We start from the raw sequence: 16,396 nt of genomic DNA on the forward strand, positions 1-16,396 counted from the left end.
GACGGCTGATAGGTCTCAGCTTGCCGTGACGGCTGATCCAGAGGCCAGGAACTTGCTTGAACTTGCTCCAGCTACAACAAAGCCCCGGCGCACGAACCGTGTGCCGGGGCTTCACCAAAGCTCGTCAGAGCCACACCTCACGCCACAGGCGGCTTACTCCCAATCCGCATCACCGGACCAGTCGTGTCCTGAAAAAAGTCATTCCCCTTGTCATCCACCACGATGAAAGCCGGGAAGTCCTCCACCTCGATCCGCCACACGGCCTCCATCCCGAGCTCGGCGTACTCCAGCACCTCGACCTTCTTGATGCAGTCCTGCGCCAGGCGGGCCGCCGGGCCGCCGATCGAGCCGAGGTAGAAGCCGCCGTGCTCGGCGCAGGCGTCGGTGACCTGCTTCGAGCGGTTGCCCTTGGCCAGCATCACCATCGAGCCGCCGGCGGCCTGGAACTGCGCGACGTAGGAGTCCATGCGGCCTGCTGTCGTCGGGCCGAAGGAGCCGGAGGCGTAGCCCTCGGGGGTCTTCGCCGGGCCCGCGTAGTAGACCGGGTGGTCCTTCATGTACTGCGGCATCGGTTCGCCGGCGTCGAGGCGCTCCTTGATCTTCGCGTGCGCGATGTCGCGCGCCACGACCAGGGTGCCGGTCAGGGCCAGGCGGGTCTTCACCGGGTACTTCGACAGTTCCGAGCGGATCTCGGCCATCGGGCGCGACAGGTCCACGCGCACGACGTCGTCGTCCAGGTGCTCGTCGGTGGTCTCCGGGAGGAAGTGGCCGGGTTCGAACTCCAGCTGCTCCAGGAAGACGCCGTCGCGGGTGATCTTGCCCAGCGCCTGGCGGTCCGCCGAGCAGGACACGGCCATCGCCACCGGGAGGGAGGCGCCGTGGCGGGGCAGGCGGATCACGCGGACGTCGTGGCAGAAGTACTTGCCGCCGAACTGCGCGCCGATGCCGATGCGGCGGGTCAGTTCCAGGACCTCGGCCTCCAGTTCCAGGTCGCGGAAGCCGTGGGCGGTGATCGAGCCCTGCTTCGGCAGGGTGTCCAGGTAGCGCGCCGAGGCGTACTTGGCGGTCTTCAGCGCGAACTCCGCCGAGGTGCCGCCGATCACGATCGCCAGGTGGTACGGCGGGCACGCCGCGGTGCCCAGCGAGCGGATCTTCTCCTCCAGGAACTTCAGCATCGCCTTGGGGTTCAGGATCGCCTTCGTCTCCTGATACAGGTACGACTTGTTCGCCGACCCGCCGCCCTTGGCCATGAACAGGAACTTGTACGCGTCCCCGTCCGTGGCGTACAGCTCCACCTGCGCCGGCAGGTTCGAGCCGGTGTTCTTCTCGTCCCACATCGTCAGCGGCGCCATCTGCGAGTAGCGCAGGTTCAGCCGGGTGTAGGCGTCGTACACGCCGCGCGCGATGTGCGCCTCGTCGCCGCCGGCGGTCAGCACCTGCTGGCCGCGCTTGCCCATCACGATCGCCGTGCCGGTGTCCTGGCACATCGGCAGGATGCCGCCGGCCGAGATGTTGACGTTCTTCAGCAGGTCCAGCGCCACGAACCGGTCGTTCGGCGAGGCCTCCGGGTCGTCCAGGATGTTGCGCAGCTGCTGCAGGTGCCCGGGACGCAGGTAGTGCGCGATGTCGTGCATCGCGGTCTCGGTGAGCAGCCGCAGCGCCTCCGGCTCGACCTGCAGGAAGGTGCGCCCGCCGGCCTCGACGGTGCTGACGCCCCCGGTCGTGAGCAGGCGGTACGGGGTCTCGTCCGGCCCCGTCGGCAGGAGGTCGGCGTACTCGAAGTCAGGCATGCCGCCAGCGTACTCGCGAGCCGCGGAGCCCCTGGAAGCCCTGCTTGTGCGGTGTGCCACACCGGGTCGTGCGAACTTGAAACACAAACATCATACGTCTTACCATCGTACGCATGACGATATCGCTCGAGCGGCCCGACACCCGCGAACCGGACCTCCTGGAGCCGGGCCTCCTGGAAAGCCTGGAAAGCCTCGAGCGCCTCACCGAACCCACCGCACCGGCCGAGCCGGAAGAGCGCCGCCAGCAGCAGCTCGCCGGCAGTGCCCTGATCCTGGGCGGCATCATCCTGGTCGCGGCCAACCTGCGGCTCGGCGTCTCCTCCACCGGCCCCCTGCTCGACCAGCTCCGCGACCGCCTGCACCTCGGCGCCGGCGTGGTCACCCTGCTGCCCACGCTCTGGGTCGTGATCTTCGCCTTCGCCGGCCCGGCCGGTTCCTGGCTGGCCCGCCGCCACGGCGCCGGCTCGGTCCTGGCCGCGAGCCTGGCCGTGCTGGTCGCCGGCTCCGCGGTGCGCGGCATCCCGGACGTCCCGGGCCTGCTCGCCGGCTCGGTCCTGGCCGGCATCGGCATCGCGCTGGGCAACGTCCTGCTGCCGGTCGTGGTGCGCACCTACTTCCCGCACCGCATCGGCGCCGTCACCGGCATCTACTCCACGATGATCGCCCTGGGCTCCACGGTCGCCGCGGGCATCGCGGTCCCGCTGTCCAACACCCTCGGCGGCCCCTCCGCCGGCCTGGGGTTCTGGACCGTCCCGGCCCTGGCCGGCCTCGCGCTGTGGCTGGTCAGCCATCCGCACCGCCGCCGCCACGACCGCGGTGTCGCCGCCGCCGCGGCCACCTCCGGCGTCGCGCAGCGGCCGCACATCCCGCTGAAGTCGCTGGCCAAGAACAAGCTCGCCTGGGCCATGACCTTCGCCTTCGGCCTGCAGAGCATGTCCGGCTACGTGGTCATGGGCTGGATCCCGACCGTCCTGCACGACCACGGCATGTCCGCCGCGGCGGCCGGCACCGTGCTGAGCGTGACGTTCGCGGTCAACGCGCCGCTGTCCTTCATCGTGCCGCTGACGGCCGCGCGCCTGCGCAGCCAGCGCCTGCTGGCCATGAGCCTCGGCGTGGTCTTCGGGCTCGGCTTCGTCACCCTGATCGTCGCCCCGGCCTCGCTGGCCTACCTGGCCGCGGTCCTGATCGGCGTCGGCATGGCCGCCTTCCCGCTGGTCCTGACGATGATCGGGCTGCGCGGCGGTACCCCGGAGGGCACCGCGGCGCTGTCCGCGTTCTCCCAGTCCGCCGGCTACCTGATCGCCGCGACGGGCCCGATCATGTTCGGCGTCCTCGGCCACGCCCTGCACAGCTGGACCGTCCCGCTGGGCATCATGGTCGCCGTGGTCCTGGCCCAGGGAGTGGTCGCGTCCTACGTGGGTTCACCCAAGCGCGGCACGTTGACAGCGCCCGACGGGGACTCCGGCTCGGCCACCGCGGCCGCGAGCTGAAAGACTGCCGTCTGTGGCGAACGGACTCACCGGCATCCAGCGCGGCTCACTGGTCGACGAAGTCATCGACAAGCTCCGCGAACAGATCAGCAGCGGCGCGTGGGCGGTGGACGCCCGCATCCCCACCGAGCCGGAGCTCGTCGAGGCTCTGAACGTGGGCCGCGGCACGGTCCGCGAGGCGGTGCGGGCGCTGGCCCACGCCGGCCTGCTGGAGGTGCGGCGCGGCGACGGGACGTACGTCCGGGCCCGCAGCGAGCTCTCCGGCGCGCTGCGGCGCGAGATCCAGGCCACGACGCACGACCACGTCCAGGAGGTCCGCCGCGCGATCGAGGTCGAGGCGGCGCGCCTGGCCGCCCGCCGCGCCACCCCGGCCGACCTCGAAGCGTGCGACCGCGCGCTGGCCGCCCGGGACGTCGCGGCGCGCAAGGTCGAGAAGGCCGATCACAGCGACACGTCCTGGGTCGACGAGTGGGTCGAGGCCGACGCGAACTTCCACACCGCGATGGTCGCCGCCGCCGGCAACCCGCTCCTGCTCGACCTCTACCTGGAGATCGGCAGCGCACTGCGCACCGTGTTGACGGAGCGCGCGCTGCGCACAGACTTCGACCGCTTCCTCGTCGCCGGGCACAGCACCCTGCTGGACGCGGTGCGCGCCGGGGACCCCGAGGCCGCCGTGCGCGAGGCCTCGCTGAACGTGGAGACCAGCGCGGAGGAGTAAGTCCCTTCCAGGATCGCCGCGCGTATAGTGCACAAGGTGAGCGTGCCCGCAGCCTTTCCGGCCAACGACCCCCACAACACCATGCGCGCTTCCGATGCCGACCGGGACCACGTCGCGGAAGCCCTGAGGGAGGCCTACGCGGAGGGCCGCCTCGACGTCGAAGAGCACAACGAGCGCATCGATCTCGCCTACAAGGCCAAGACCCTCGGCGAGCTGTCGCCGTTGCTGTCGGACCTGCCGCAGCGGCACGCCGCGACCCTCGCCGGTCCCACCTCACCGATTCCGCCGATGCCCGCGGATTACGCGCCGGGTTCGAAAATCACGGCCGTCTTCGCCGAGCAGAAGCGCGGCGGGCGCTGGGTCGTGCCGTCGACGACCACCGCGGCGGCCGTCTTCGGCTCGGTCACCATCGACCTGCGCGAGGCCGTGCTGACCCAGCGCGAGGTGGTCATCATCGCCAACGCGGTGTTCGGCTCGATCGAGATCAAGGTGCCGCACGGCGTCGTCGTGCGCGACGAGGGCACCGCGGTGTTCGGCTCGCGCAGCGGCTCGGACCGGAACGCCGCCGGGGACGTGCCGATCACGCCGGACTCGCCGGTCGTGGTGCTGCGCGGGATGGCGCTGTTCGGCGAGGTGTCGGTGCGGTATCCCAAGCCGAAGAAGCTCGGCAAGTTCCTCGGGCGCTGAGTATTGGCGCTAGTTCCAGCCTCTGGTTCCAGCCTCTGGTCTCTAGCTCCAGTTCCGGTTCCAGCTCTGGCTGCTAGCCCTGCGGCGCGTTGAGCGGCGTCGCCACGCACGCCGTCCCGTAAGCGCAGATCTCCGTACCGAGCTCGCCGGGCGACGTCTCGAACCGCATCGCCAGCACCGCGTTCCCGCCCCGGCGCGCGGCCTCCTCGGTCAGCCGGGCCATCGCCTCCATCCGGCTGTCGACGAGCATCTTCGTCTGGCCCTTCAGCTCGCCGCCCTTCAGCGACTTCATCGCCGACCCGAACGAGCTGCCGATGTTGCGCGCGCGGACCGTCAGCCCGAAGCACTCGCCCAACACGCGTTCGATGCGGAACCCCGGCAGGTCGTTCATCGTGCTCACCATCACGGTGTTCGCAGGATCCTGGCCGCCGCTGTAGTCAGTGCTCATACCGACAGCTTGAGCAAGGCGGGCCCGCTCGGCGCGCTACGCGAGCGAATGGGTTAGCGCGAACTCCGCCATCCCGTCGGCGAACTCCACGCGCGGCCGCCAGCCGAGCTCGTCGCGGATCCGCGCGCTGGAGGCGGTGATGTGCCGCACGTCCCCGAGCCGGTAGCCGCCGGTCACCACCGGCGGCGGGCCGTCCATCGCGCGCGCCAGTTCGGCGGCCATCTCGCCGACGGTGCGCGGGGTTCCGCTGCCGACGTTGTAGGCGCGCAGTTCGCCGGGGCCGCATCCGGTAGCTCTGGCGGCACCGTCCGTGTCGGCAGCGTCGGCGGCACCAGCGGCACGAGCGGCACCGGCGGCCCACTCCAGCGCGGCGACGTTCGCGGTCGCGATGTCGCGCACGTGCACGAAGTCGCGCCGCTGACCGCCGTCCTCGAACACCGCCGGCGCCTCGCCGCGCATCAGCGCCGACCTGAACAGCGCCGCGACCCCCGCGTAGGGCGTGTCGCGCGGCAGCCGCGGGCCGTAGACGTTGTGGTAGCGCAGGGCCACGGCGCGGACGCCGTCGGACAGGCGCGCCCACGAGGCAGCCAGATGCTCGGTCATCAGCTTCGAGGCGGCGTAGATGTTGCGCGGATCGAGCGGCGCGTCCTCAGCGACCAGTCCCGGGGCCAACGGCTCCGCGCAGATCGGGCACGGGGGTTCGAAGAACCCTGAGATCAGATCCTCTTCGCGCCGCGGACCGGGACGGACGCAGCCGTGCTCGGCGCACTCGTACCGGCCCTCGCCGTAGACGACCATCGACGACGCGAACGCCAACGCCTGCACCCCCGCCTCGGCCATCTCGGCCAGCAGCACCGACGTGCCGAAGTCGTTGTGCGACACGTAGTCCGGCGCGTCGCCGACCGTGCGGTCCAGGCCGACCTTCGCCGCCTGGTGGCAGACGGCGTCCACACCCCGCAGGGCTCTGCGAACGTCCTCGGCGTCCCGGACATCGGCACCGTTCACCAGGTCCAATCCCACGACCTCGTGCCCGGCGGCTTCCAGCGCCTCGACGACATGCGACCCGATGAACCCGGCGGAACCGGTGACGAGAACCCTCATACCGCCGACGCTAGACGCCGACAGCGGCGCCGCACCCCATGCGACGCCGCCGTTCAGCGAACCGTAATGAGCTGTCCCGGAGGACCGGCTACGGAGAAGCGGGGCCTAGGCGTCCGCCTGCCCGCTCTCATCAGGCTCGCCGCTCTCGCTCGTGCTCTCACTCTCGCGGTCCGGTCCGGCCTCCCGGACCTCCTCCACCTTGCGCATCGCGTCCCGCAGGTCGCCGACCCAGTCGCCGGCGTGCTTCTCCACGAGCCGCACGCACCAGGCCAGCGCCTCGCTCCGGCTCCGGGCGACGCCGCCGTCCACCAGCGTGTCCAGCAGCGCGCGCTCGGGCTGCTTCAGCCGGGTCATCACCGGCACGGACAGGTGCGTGAACAAACGCCCCTGGTCACCGCACCGCACGCCCCAGGAGACCTTGCGCCCGAACTTGTGCTCCGCGTCCCGGGCCACGGCCATGCGCGCCTCGCGCGTGCGCTCCCGGAACTCCTTGATCCGGCCCTCGACGGTGGCGGCCTTCTCCGCCTCCGAGGCGCCCTCGGTGTAGGCCGGCTCCGGTATCCGCCCGACGACCGTGATCTCCTCGCGGTCGACCGTGACCTCCGGCGCGCCCTCGAACAGGTCCTCCGGCAGCCGTCCTGTGAACCATCCTCGTGTCTTCTCGATCAGCTCTTCACGTGTAGCCATGTATCTACGATTACACGATTACAACGTCTAGGACAGCCTGGCGAGCGCACGAATAAAGGCGGGGCGTTCGCCTTGAGCGAACGCCCCGCCTTGCCCCCTGGTCCCCCCAGGGAGGTCCGCGAGACCTGTAACCATCAACGCGCGCTCACCACGCGCGGTTCACCGCAATCTCCAGTCCTTTCAAGAGCCGACGCGGGTACCGGCGCACGTCCACACAACGTGGTGCCGTTGACCCTCACGACGACTCAGCCCAGTGACCGTCCCTGTGCCCGTCTCTCTTGTGAAGTCTCTTGTGAAGTTTTGCAGCGTGCCGGAACTGCAGCGTGCCGAACCGGGCCACACCCCGGGACCACACGGCGGAAGTGTTCTTGCGGTACATACCTGAACGCGTTCGGCGGCTCCAGCTGCCTGACTGGCGCCTGGCTTCAGCGTAGGCGCGAGGCGCCAGAAGCCTGATCCGTCAGGCGACGTAGAAATGCGCACCGAAATGACTAGGACGGCGCCCGCGGCCGCCGGAACGAAGACGTAGGCTCGGCGGCGGATCCACAGATCGCGGACGGCCACAGCGCCGCGCCTGTAACACCGGCACCGGACCCCGCGTCGGTACGGGTGGAATGTTCGACGAAGGAAGCGCGGTGGCCATGGCGAAGCACGATGAAGAGTTCTTGGAGTTCGCTTCAGCGCGGACCCAGCACCTGTTCCGTACCGCGTACCTGATGTGCGGGGACTGGCATCAGGCCGAGGACCTCGTTCAGGAGACGCTCGGCAAGGTCTACGCGGTCTGGGGCCGCAAGCGGCGTATCGAGAACCCCGACGCCTATGCGCAGACCGTGCTGACCCGGACGTTCATTTCGGCGCGGCGGAAGCGCAGCTCGCGGGAGCTGCCCTCCTCCAGCCTGCCCGAGGCCGAGTTCCACGAGGCGGACGCGTCCCTGCGCATGACCTTGCTGGAGGGCCTGGCGGCCCTGCCGGCCAAGGACCGCGCCGTGCTGGTTCTGCGGTTCTGGGAGGACCGCAGTGTCGAGGAGGTGGCGCACATCATGGGCGCCAGCTCGGGCGCGGTGCGCACACGCACGAACCGGGCCCTGACCCGGCTGCGCGGCACGCTCGGGGATCTGCTTCCGGAACTCGCCCTCACCTGAACACCACACTGTGGATCCGAGAAAGAAGGAAGCTGACATGCCCGACAACCTCAACGGTGTCATGCGGAGCGCGACGGAGAACCTGAACCCGAACATCGGCAAGCTCACCGCCGGCGGCATCGAGCGCGGCGTGCGCAAGCGCCGCAACCGGCGCGTCGCGCAGATCGCCGGCGCCGCGGCCAGCGTGACCGCGGTCTTCGGCGTGGTGGCGGCCGTCGGCGCCCCCGGCCACGGGAGCCCGGCGACCGTCTCGGCCGGCTCCGGCGCGACGCCGACGGCCCCGAAGTCCTCGGCGGTCGGCGGCCTCACCGGCCCGGCCGCGACGCCGACGCCGACCACCACCAGCACGACGAAGACGCCCGCCGTCCCGCCGGTGAGCGGCGACGACATGGCCGGCTGGCTGGAGCAGGTGCTGGCGCCGTACCACTTCACCGGCGAGAAGGTGCTGTACTCGGAGGGCTCGGACGGGCCGGCCGGGCCGTACGCCACGCTGCGCATCGGCTACGACGGGCAGGCCGGCAGCGTCTCGCTGAACGTCATCCGCTCCAGCTACCAGGACCAGAGCGGTGGCTCGCTGCCGCCGTACTTCACGGAGCGGACCCTGCCCGACGGCAGCCACCTGCAGGTGTTCGACGGTCCGGAATGGCCGGCCGGCAACGGCGACCCGTCCGCGAAGCGGATCGACGTCGAGTGGTACCGCACGGACGGCATCGCGATCGAGATCCAGGTGCTCAACGCGGTGCAGGAGAAGGGCACCACCACTGCCGGCAAGCTCGGGCTGACCACGGACCAGGCGACGGCGGTCGTGCAGTCGGCGGTGTGGGACAAGGCGATCGCGGCGGTCTGGGCCAAGCCGCGGCCGAGCGCTCCGAAGGTTCCGAGCAGCGAGATGTCGAAGCTGCTGCAGCAGAAGAACGCGGGCGGCAGCACCCCGGTGTCCAGCCCCGCGTCCAGCCCCGTGTCCAGCCCTGCCAGCTAGCCCAGCTGTGCTGTCAGCTCACTGAGATCGGTTGTAGGGGTCTGGCATACGAAGCCCCGGCAGACGTACGCGGCCGGTTCACCGGCGATGGTGGGCCGGTCGTGGAGCAGCTCGGGGACAGTGGCGGAGTCCGCTTCCGTCGGCGGGGTCACGGCGATGACGAGGCCGGGAGCGGTGCTGCGGAGGGCGGCTTGGTGGAGGGCCCGGAAGGCGTCCTCATCTCCTCCCTCTGCTGCCTCTCCGCTCCACTCGCCGACGATCGCCACCTCGCGCGGCCCGTCCGCCAGCGCCTCGGCCGCCGCCAGTCCCCAGCCCGCGAACCTCGGCGCCTTCTCGGCCAGCGCACCGGTGAAGCGCAGCGCCTGCTCGGCGGCCTCGCGGTGGCGTCCCGAGCCGGTGAGCGCGGCGTAGGTGAGCAGGGCTCCGGCGGCCGCGGAGGTACCGCCGGGGGTGGCGTTGTCGGTCGGGTCGGCCGGGCGGAAGATCAGGGTCTCGGCGTCGTCGGCGGTGTCGTAGAAGAGGCCTGATTCGTCGCGGAAGTTGTCGAGGACGACGTCCAGCAACCGGCCCGCGAAGGCGAACCAGCGCGGCTCGCCGGTGACGGCGTACAGGGCGAGAAGCCCTTCGGCGACGTCGGCGTAGTCCTCCAGAACGCCCGGATTCTGCGCGCCGGCAACGCCGTCGCGCGAGGTGCGCGTCAAGCGCTTCGCCTTGTCGTCCCAGTGCACGCGCTCGAGCATCTCAGCGGTCTGACCCGCCGCCGTCACGAGCTCGGGGCGCCCGGTCAGCGCCCCGGCCTCGGCCAGCGCCGCCACCGCCAGACCGTTCCACGCCGCCACGGCCTTGTCGTCGCGTCCCGGGGCGGTGCGCTCGGCGCGGCGGGCTTCGAACAGACGGCTGCGTACGTTTCCGAAGCGCTCGGCGTCATCAGGGTCCTGCAACAGCTGGAGGACGGACAGGCCGTGCTCGAAGGTGCCCTCGGCCGTGACGTTGAAGACCGTCGCGGCCCAGGCGGCGTCTTCCTCGCCCAGGACGGCTTCGAGCTGGTCGGCGTCCCAGGCGTAGAACTTGCCCTCGACACCGTCGGTGTCGGCGTCCAGCGACGAGGCGAGGCCGCCGGCGCCGTCGAGCCACAGCTCGCGCAGCATCCAGTCGGCGGTCTCGTTGACGACGCGCAGCGCGAGGGCGTCGCCGGTCGCGCGCCACAGGTGCAGGTAGGCGCGGAGAAGCAGGGCATTGTCGTAGAGCATCTTCTCGAAGTGCGGCACCACCCACGCGTCGTCGACGGAGTAGCGCGCGAAACCGCCGCCGAGCTGGTCGTACATGCCGCCGCGCGCCATCGCCTCGCACGTCTGCCGGACCATCACGAGCGCATCGGCGTCCCCGGTCCGGGCATGGTGACGGAGCAACTGCTCCAGCGTCATGGACGGCGGAAACTTCGGCGCACCACCGAACCCACCGCGCTCGCCGTCGAACTCCCGCCGCAACGCCCCGACAGCAACCCCCAACGCCGCCGGATCCGGCACCCCCTCCGCACCGGCGACAACCCGGGCGTGATGCGCCAGCTCAGCTACCAGGCCATCCCCGGCCCGCAGCACATCGTCCCGGATGTCACCCCACGCGCGATCGACGGCGACCAGCAACTGCTGAAACGCCGGCAGGCCATGCCGAGCAACCGGCGGGTAGTAGGTCCCGGCCTGGAAAGGCTTGCCGTCAGGCGTCGCGAAGACCGTCATCGGCCACCCGCCACCACCGGTCATGGCCTGCGTAGCCGCCATGTAGACGGCATCGACGTCCGGGCGCTCCTCACGATCGACCTTCACGCACACGTACTTCTCGTTCATGAGAGCGGCGGTCGCCTCATCCTCGAAGCTCTCATGCGCCATGACATGACACCAATGGCACGCGGCGTACCCGATCGAGATGAGCAGCGGCACGTCCCGGCGCCGCGCCTCAGCGAAGGCCTCCTCGCCCCACTGGTACCAGTCGACGGGGTTGTCGGCGTGCTGGAGGAGGTAGGGGGAGGTCGCGTCCGCGAGCCGGTTCATGGGGCCAGCCTCCCATACCCCACCTCGACCCGGGCCGTGCTCCCATGTTGTACGGCACCATGGCTGCACATCGGGTCGTGGGCCATGACGTGCGGGAAAACCCACACCAAGTTTGACGCAATGATTACGTCAATCTATCATTGAGACATGCTCTACCCGACACCCAAGCTCGGCGCCGACGACCAGCGCGTACTCGGCGAAATCGATCGCGCCCGGGAGAGTTTGAAACACCAGGTGAACGTCTCGCCGTCGAAGTGGACCGCAAGATTGCGGAAGTTCCTCACAGCCGATGCCGTCGCGGCATCGAACTCGATCGAGGGCTTCAAGGTTTCGACTGTCGATGTCGAAGACCTGCTTGATGGCGAACGCGACGTCGAAGTCTCCGATGTGAACCGTCAAGAGATACTTGCCTACCAGCAAATGATGACGTACATCCAGACGCTGCACGATTCGGCTGACTTCAGCTACAGCACAGGCTTCCTCAACGGGCTGCACTGGATGCTGCAAGGCCACCGGCACAACAAGCGGAAGCCAGCCGGGCAGTGGCGCCGCGGAGCCGTCTATGTCACCGATGCCCGCGACCCCAGCATCGCCGCGTACACCGCCCCGGAGGCGGCCACTGTCCCCAACCTCATGCATGAGCTCATCGACTGGCTGAACCACGACGACCTGAACCACCCCCTTGTCCGCGCGGCGATGGCACACCTGGATCTGGTGTCCATCCACCCGTGGGCCGACGGCAACGGGCGTATGTCGCGGTCGTTGCAGACGCTCATGATCGCGCGCGAAGGAGTTCTCGCTCCCGAGTTCTCTTCCATCGAGGCGTGGCTGGGACGGCCTGGCAACACTTGGGAGTACTACCGTGAGCTCGCCCGCCGCGGTGCTGAGTACCTTCCGGATCAGGACGTTTCCGGTTGGGTCCGCTTCAATCTCACGGCTTACCACCAACAAGCTCAGACGGTGCAAGGACGGCTCGACCGCTCAGGGCGGGTGTGGACAGAGTTGTCAGGCTTCGCGGCAAGCTCGGGCCGCGACGATCGGATCCTGTCCGCCCTTCATGACGTCGCGATGGCCGGCCGAGTCCGTCGATCCCGCTATGAGCACGCCGAAAATCTCAGCATGCAGCAGGCCCAGCGTGATCTGCGGGATCTCGTCACAGCTGAAGTACTCGAACCCGTCGGCCGCACACGGGCCCGCTATTACACGGCGGGTCCGCGATTCCCCGAACAAGCCCTCCACATCGCACGAACACCCATGACCCTGTCCGACCCGTATTCCCGGTGACCGCCGGCCAGGAGATCCCGGGTGATGTCCCATCGATCTCCTGTCCAAGACACCAACCGGCCTGCATGCTTGGTCCAGGAGGTCGACCATGCGTCACAACACCGCCGTTCGACGGCTGCGCACCATCGCCGAGGATTGCGACAAGCTCGGCTCGCTGGTCGACGGCGAGGACGGGATTGTCGCTTTGTACACTTTCGGCCCCCTGCTCGATCGTCCCGGTGAGGATCTCGATGCCGTGAACGTGGCCCTCGTGGTGGGGCTACCCGCCGACGAACTTCCGTGGGGCGTCGAGCCACCGGGCTGCACCGCGCTCGCTCACCTGCTCAGGCTGGACAAGACGCCGGTCTTGAAGCGGTGGCGCCCGGCGGAGTGGCCGGTGACGAACCATGAGATCCGCAGGCCGATGCCCGTCTGGTCGCGCGAGGACGGGGTCCAGACGGCTGCGCTCGATGCCCTGGCCGAGCGGCGCGCTGAGCCGTTCCGGCTCGCGGGTGCCGATGACGACATGCTGGCCGAGCAGATCTCCCGCGAACTCGAGACGTCGACCGCGCACCTTCGCGCAGTCCGGGATCGCTATTGGGATGACGTCGACTGGCGACGTTCGCAACGTCACGACGGCCGCTACCCCGAGGACCACCTCTGGCAGGCCGTCGACGGTTATCTCGACCTGCTCGACGCTTCGACATCGGTTCACTCCCAGATGTGACTGCTCCGACCGACATGGCGCGGTAGCGTCATCGGTGTGGACACGCTGAGCAAGCGAGAGCTCGACGCCTTGGTCGAAGAAGCGATCGCCGATGCTTACGACGAGTACGAGCAGACGAGCAGCTTCGCCGTCATGATCGGTGAGAATGTCGACTTCCCCTTCAAGACCGTCCTCCTCGGCACCGAAGTGACGGTCACCGGTGTTGACGAGGTTCCCGGACCTGGTATCGCCGCAGTTTGCCGTCAAGGCAAAGAGCGGCAGCGCGTCGGAATCCTGGACCTGCCTATGCCGTCCCCACCGCCGGCCGGGTCGGAGTGGATCGCGGCATACCGCCACCGGCTCACGGGGGCGTAGACGTGAGCGAGTATCAGTACTACGAATTCCTGGCACTGGACCGGCCGCTCACCGACGATGAGTACGAGTACGTGCGCGCGTTGTCGACGCGGGCGGAGATCACTCGGACTCGGTTCGTCAATGAGTACCAGTGGGGCGACTTCCGAGGAAGCCCATCTGCCCTGATGGACCTTTGCTACGACGCGCACTTGTACTTCGCAAACTGGGGTACGCGGACCCTGATGCTACGTCTGCCGCTGTCCTGGCTCGACCTGGATGCCGCAGCCGAATACGTCAACGACGAAACCTTCAGCGCTCGCCGCAGCGGGAAGAACATCGTGCTGGAGTTCCAAAGCCAGGACGAGAGCGGCGACGACTGGGGGGACGAAGTCCCCGGCTCACTCGGCTTGTTCGTCAACATACGGAACGAGCTGTCCGCAGGCGATCTACGTCCGCTCTACCTGGCCTGGCTGGCCGGCACCTCCTACCTCTTGGACGAGTACGAGGGCGACCAGTCAGACGGCAGCCAGGAAGAGGACTATGGCGACGAGCCACCTGTCCCCGCAGGCCTCGCGAAGCTGACGGCGCCCCAGCGTGCATTGGCAGACTTCCTGCGCGTCGATCCAAACCTGCTGAAAGCCGCAGCAGCGGCCTCGGCACCGATAGCCGATCAGCCCGCCGTCGATCAGGACGCGGCCGTCGGCTCCTGGATCTGCGGGCTCACCGACAAGCAGAAGGACGACACAATTCGTCGCTTGCTGTCCGACGACCACACTCGTGCCCGCAAGGAAGTCCTGCGGAGCCTTCAGCCCCGCGCCCCCAAGCCCTCGACCGTTCGACGCAGGCTGTCGTCACTCTTGGAAGCGGCAGCTTCCCAGGCCGACATCCGCGAAGCAGAACAACAGCGGGAACTGGAGCGACAGCGGGAACTGCGCGACCTGGAAGCTCAGCGCCACCGTGAAAGCCGGCTGGCCCTGCTCTCGGACCGCGGCGAGCGGCCGTGGGCCGACGTCGCGGACCTGATCGCCGCGAAGAAGCCGAACTCATACGACACCGCTGTCCGACTGCTCACCGATCTCGCAGAGATCAGCCGCCGCCGCGGACGAACCGCGCAGTTCGCCGAACGGCTCGCCGAACTGCGCGCCGCCCATCAGCGCAAACCGAGTCTCATCGCACGGCTGGACGCCGCCAATCTGCCGTGATTTCGCGATGGACTACGGTCTGGCCTGCCCGAACACCGCAGTTGGCGACCAATGTCCTTAACGCATCAGCTGGCACCAATGGCACGCGGCATACCCGATCGAGATGAGCAGCGGCACGTCCCGGCGCCGCGCCTCAGCGAAGGCCTCCTCGCCCCACTGGTACCAGTCGACGGGGTTGTCGGCGTGCTGGAGGAGGTACGGGGAGGTGGCGGCAGCCAGTCGGTTCACTGTTCCAGCCTCCTATGCGTGGGCTGGACGCAACGCGATTCGGGCGCGTCCCCTCGGGCGGCTGTCGGGGATATCGGAGGTCCGACAATTCTGGGAAACAATGTGGGCGATTCTGGGATTTTGAAGTCGCGGAAGTGCTAGCTTGGAGCCCGCGGATCCCGACCGGAGGAGCATCGTGATCGAACAGCGGCTGATCGCCCGCCACCTTCAGCCCGCCCTTGCGGAGTTGCTTGCCGACGAACCGGTAGTGGTTCTGACCGGGGCGCGCACCGTCGGCAAGAGCACTCTCCTGATGGCCTGCGCTGAAGCCGAAGGGGTGCAGGTCCTGGATCTCGATGATCTGCCGACCAGGCGCGCTGTGGCGGCGGACGTCGAACTGTTCGTGGGGGCCGACCGCCCGGCGCCCGTCTGCATCGACGAGTTCCAGCACGTACCGCAGCTCCTCGACGCCATCAAGGCCGAGCTGAACAAGGACCTGCGGGCCGGGCGGTTCATCCTGACCGGATCCACCCGGTACGGTTCCCTCCCGGCCGCCGGCCAGTCGTTGACCGGTCGAGCCCACGTCGTCACCATGTGGCCGCTGTCCCAAGGCGAGATCAACGGTGTCAGGGAGACCGCCCTCGACGCCCTGATCAGCGATCCGGCATCTCTCGTGGTCAGTGATCCCGCCGCGACCACGCGCAGTGACTACGAGCGCATCGTCCTGGCCGGCGGGTTCCCGCTGGCATTGGCGCGCGATTCTGGACGTTCTCGTGACCGTTGGTTCCGCGACTTCGTGACGCTGGTCGTCGAGCGCGATGTTCTAGAGATCCGCAAGGTCCGGCAACGTCAGGTGCTTCCGCAGGTCTTGCGCCGACTCGCCGATCAGACCGGTCAAGTGGTCAACGTGGCGAACATGGCCGATGCCGTCGGATTGGATGCCACGACCGTCAAGGACTACCTCGGGCTCCTGGAAGCTGTCTTTCTCATCCACCGCCTCGAGCCGTTCACCCGCTCGACCGCGAACCGCGCGATCCGCAGCGCGAAAGCTCATATCGTCGACACCGGGCTCGCCGCCCACCTCATCGGGCTCACCTCGCAGAAGCTGTCGGGGCGGATGCCCGCGGCACTGACGCAGTTCGGTCACCTCGTCGAGACGTTCGCCGTGAACGAACTGATGAAGCAGGCAGGCTGGGCGGACCAGGAGGTCGCGTTCTCCCACTTCCGTACGCGCGACCATCAAGAAGTCGACCTCGTCATCGAGACTGCTTCGGGCTCCGTCGCCGCAATCGAGGTCAAGGCGTCCGGCACCGTGACCGGGAACGACTTCGCCGGACTACGGCTGCTACGGGACAAGCTCGGCAGCGAGTTCATCGGCGGAGCGGTCGTGAACCTTGGTCAGCGGTCATATACGTACGAAGACCGTCTGCACGTTCTTCCGCTCGAACGCCTGTGGGCACCAGACATCGCCGTCTCGTTCCCTGGCAGACATCCGCGAGGCGGCGCGGCAGCGGGAACAGGAGCGACTGCGGGCACTGCGCGAGCAGGAGGCGCAGCGCCAACGTGAAAGTCGG

At 68.8% G+C, this 16,396-nt stretch carries 15 protein-coding genes and 1 pseudogene; 10 read left to right on the forward strand and 6 right to left on the reverse strand.

Annotated features, from left to right (window positions below):
• Window positions 1–137: 137 nt before the first annotated feature.
• On the reverse strand, window positions 138–1,790 hold the full coding sequence (locus GWK61_RS05880) for a fumarate hydratase (protein WP_194905788.1): 1,653 nt from the start codon (window positions 1,788–1,790) through the stop codon (window positions 138–140).
• A gap of 113 nt (window positions 1,791–1,903) precedes the next feature.
• Between GWK61_RS05880 and GWK61_RS05885 the strand changes: the two genes are divergently transcribed.
• The 3 genes from GWK61_RS05885 to GWK61_RS05895 are packed head-to-tail and all read left to right on the forward strand — an operon-like array spanning window position 1,904 to window position 4,685.
• Window positions 1,904–3,280, forward strand: a complete 1,377-nt coding sequence (locus GWK61_RS05885; RefSeq protein ID WP_194905790.1) for a CynX/NimT family MFS transporter — start codon at window positions 1,904–1,906, stop codon at window positions 3,278–3,280.
• 13 nt (window positions 3,281–3,293) lie between these two features.
• A complete protein-coding gene (locus GWK61_RS05890; RefSeq protein WP_194905792.1) occupies window positions 3,294–3,998 on the forward strand; it encodes a FadR/GntR family transcriptional regulator in 705 nt (234 codons plus the stop codon).
• 36 nt (window positions 3,999–4,034) lie between these two features.
• The gene (locus GWK61_RS05895) at window positions 4,035–4,685 is read left to right on the forward strand and encodes a DUF1707 SHOCT-like domain-containing protein (protein ID WP_323747421.1); all 651 of its coding nucleotides are present in this window, start codon (window positions 4,035–4,037) and stop codon (window positions 4,683–4,685) included.
• 73 nt (window positions 4,686–4,758) lie between these two features.
• Here the strand turns inward: GWK61_RS05895 and GWK61_RS05900 are convergent, their stop codons facing one another.
• The 3 genes from GWK61_RS05900 to abmR form a co-directional block, all read right to left on the reverse strand.
• Complete coding sequence (locus GWK61_RS05900) at window positions 4,759–5,133, reverse strand: YbjQ family protein (protein ID WP_194905794.1); 375 nt, start codon at window positions 5,131–5,133, stop codon at window positions 4,759–4,761.
• A gap of 36 nt (window positions 5,134–5,169) precedes the next feature.
• Complete coding sequence (locus tag GWK61_RS05905) at window positions 5,170–6,234, reverse strand: NAD-dependent epimerase/dehydratase family protein (protein ID WP_194905796.1); 1,065 nt, start codon at window positions 6,232–6,234, stop codon at window positions 5,170–5,172.
• Between the two features lie 105 nt (window positions 6,235–6,339).
• Window positions 6,340–6,921 carry an ATP-binding transcription factor AbmR gene (abmR, locus tag GWK61_RS05910; protein WP_194905798.1) on the reverse strand — a complete coding sequence of 194 codons (582 nt, stop codon included), beginning with the start codon at window positions 6,919–6,921 and terminating at the stop codon, window positions 6,340–6,342.
• A 641-nt stretch (window positions 6,922–7,562) separates the two neighbouring features.
• Here abmR and GWK61_RS05915 point away from each other — a divergent pair.
• On the forward strand, window positions 7,563–8,063 hold the full coding sequence (locus GWK61_RS05915; RefSeq protein WP_228561813.1) for a SigE family RNA polymerase sigma factor: 501 nt from the start codon (window positions 7,563–7,565) through the stop codon (window positions 8,061–8,063).
• A gap of 37 nt (window positions 8,064–8,100) precedes the next feature.
• Window positions 8,101–9,042 carry a hypothetical protein gene (locus GWK61_RS05920; protein WP_194905802.1) on the forward strand — a complete coding sequence of 314 codons (942 nt, stop codon included), beginning with the start codon at window positions 8,101–8,103 and terminating at the stop codon, window positions 9,040–9,042.
• Here GWK61_RS05920 and GWK61_RS05925 read toward each other — a convergent pair.
• Complete coding sequence (locus GWK61_RS05925) at window positions 9,039–11,090, reverse strand: thioredoxin domain-containing protein (protein WP_194905803.1); 2,052 nt, start codon at window positions 11,088–11,090, stop codon at window positions 9,039–9,041. The two genes, GWK61_RS05920 and GWK61_RS05925, sit on opposite strands and share 4 nt — an antisense overlap.
• A 147-nt stretch (window positions 11,091–11,237) precedes the next feature.
• On the opposite strand from GWK61_RS05925, the gene GWK61_RS05930 reads away from it, so the two are divergent.
• From GWK61_RS05930 to GWK61_RS05945, 4 genes are all read left to right on the forward strand, one after another.
• The gene (locus GWK61_RS05930) at window positions 11,238–12,374 is read left to right on the forward strand and encodes a Fic family protein (RefSeq protein ID WP_194905805.1); all 1,137 of its coding nucleotides are present in this window, start codon (window positions 11,238–11,240) and stop codon (window positions 12,372–12,374) included.
• A gap of 88 nt (window positions 12,375–12,462) precedes the next feature.
• Complete coding sequence (locus tag GWK61_RS05935) at window positions 12,463–13,080, forward strand: DUF7711 family protein (protein ID WP_194905807.1); 618 nt, start codon at window positions 12,463–12,465, stop codon at window positions 13,078–13,080.
• A gap of 36 nt (window positions 13,081–13,116) precedes the next feature.
• Window positions 13,117–13,434 carry a hypothetical protein gene (locus GWK61_RS05940; RefSeq protein ID WP_194905809.1) on the forward strand — a complete coding sequence of 106 codons (318 nt, stop codon included), beginning with the start codon at window positions 13,117–13,119 and terminating at the stop codon, window positions 13,432–13,434.
• A gap of 2 nt (window positions 13,435–13,436) precedes the next feature.
• Window positions 13,437–14,615, forward strand: coding sequence for a hypothetical protein (locus GWK61_RS05945; RefSeq protein WP_194905810.1), 1,179 nt, complete (start codon window positions 13,437–13,439; stop codon window positions 14,613–14,615).
• Between the two features lie 63 nt (window positions 14,616–14,678).
• Here GWK61_RS05945 and GWK61_RS05950 read toward each other — a convergent pair.
• Window positions 14,679–14,843: pseudogene (locus GWK61_RS05950) on the reverse strand (DUF255 domain-containing protein); the annotation flags it as partial.
• 175 nt (window positions 14,844–15,018) lie between these two features.
• On the opposite strand from GWK61_RS05950, the gene GWK61_RS05955 reads away from it, so the two are divergent.
• On the forward strand, window positions 15,019–16,389 hold the full coding sequence (locus GWK61_RS05955) for an ATP-binding protein (protein ID WP_323747422.1): 1,371 nt from the start codon (window positions 15,019–15,021) through the stop codon (window positions 16,387–16,389).
• Window positions 16,390–16,396 lie beyond the last annotated feature (7 nt).

Origin of the sequence: Catenulispora rubra (assembly GCF_015356825.1) — a bacterium.
Classification (GTDB): domain Bacteria; phylum Actinomycetota; class Actinomycetes; order Streptomycetales; family Catenulisporaceae; genus Catenulispora; species Catenulispora rubra.

Bases quoted from the DNA above. Each gene is read 5' to 3' on its own strand.
- GWK61_RS05915 (WP_228561813.1), top strand. From the start codon at position 7,563: ATGGCGAAGCACGATGAAGAGTTCTTGGAGTTCGCTTCAGCGCGGACC.
- GWK61_RS05880 (WP_194905788.1), bottom strand. From the start codon at position 1,790: ATGCCTGACTTCGAGTACGCCGACCTCCTGCCGACGGGGCCGGACGAG.
- GWK61_RS05935 (WP_194905807.1), top strand. From the start codon at position 12,463: ATGCGTCACAACACCGCCGTTCGACGGCTGCGCACCATCGCCGAGGAT.
- abmR (WP_194905798.1), bottom strand. From the start codon at position 6,921: ATGGCTACACGTGAAGAGCTGATCGAGAAGACACGAGGATGGTTCACA.
- GWK61_RS05930 (WP_194905805.1), top strand. From the start codon at position 11,238: ATGCTCTACCCGACACCCAAGCTCGGCGCCGACGACCAGCGCGTACTC.
- GWK61_RS05900 (WP_194905794.1), bottom strand. From the start codon at position 5,133: ATGAGCACTGACTACAGCGGCGGCCAGGATCCTGCGAACACCGTGATG.
- GWK61_RS05905 (WP_194905796.1), bottom strand. From the start codon at position 6,234: ATGAGGGTTCTCGTCACCGGTTCCGCCGGGTTCATCGGGTCGCATGTC.
- GWK61_RS05925 (WP_194905803.1), bottom strand. From the start codon at position 11,090: ATGAACCGGCTCGCGGACGCGACCTCCCCCTACCTCCTCCAGCACGCC.
- GWK61_RS05920 (WP_194905802.1), top strand. From the start codon at position 8,101: ATGCCCGACAACCTCAACGGTGTCATGCGGAGCGCGACGGAGAACCTG.
- GWK61_RS05885 (WP_194905790.1), top strand. From the start codon at position 1,904: ATGACGATATCGCTCGAGCGGCCCGACACCCGCGAACCGGACCTCCTG.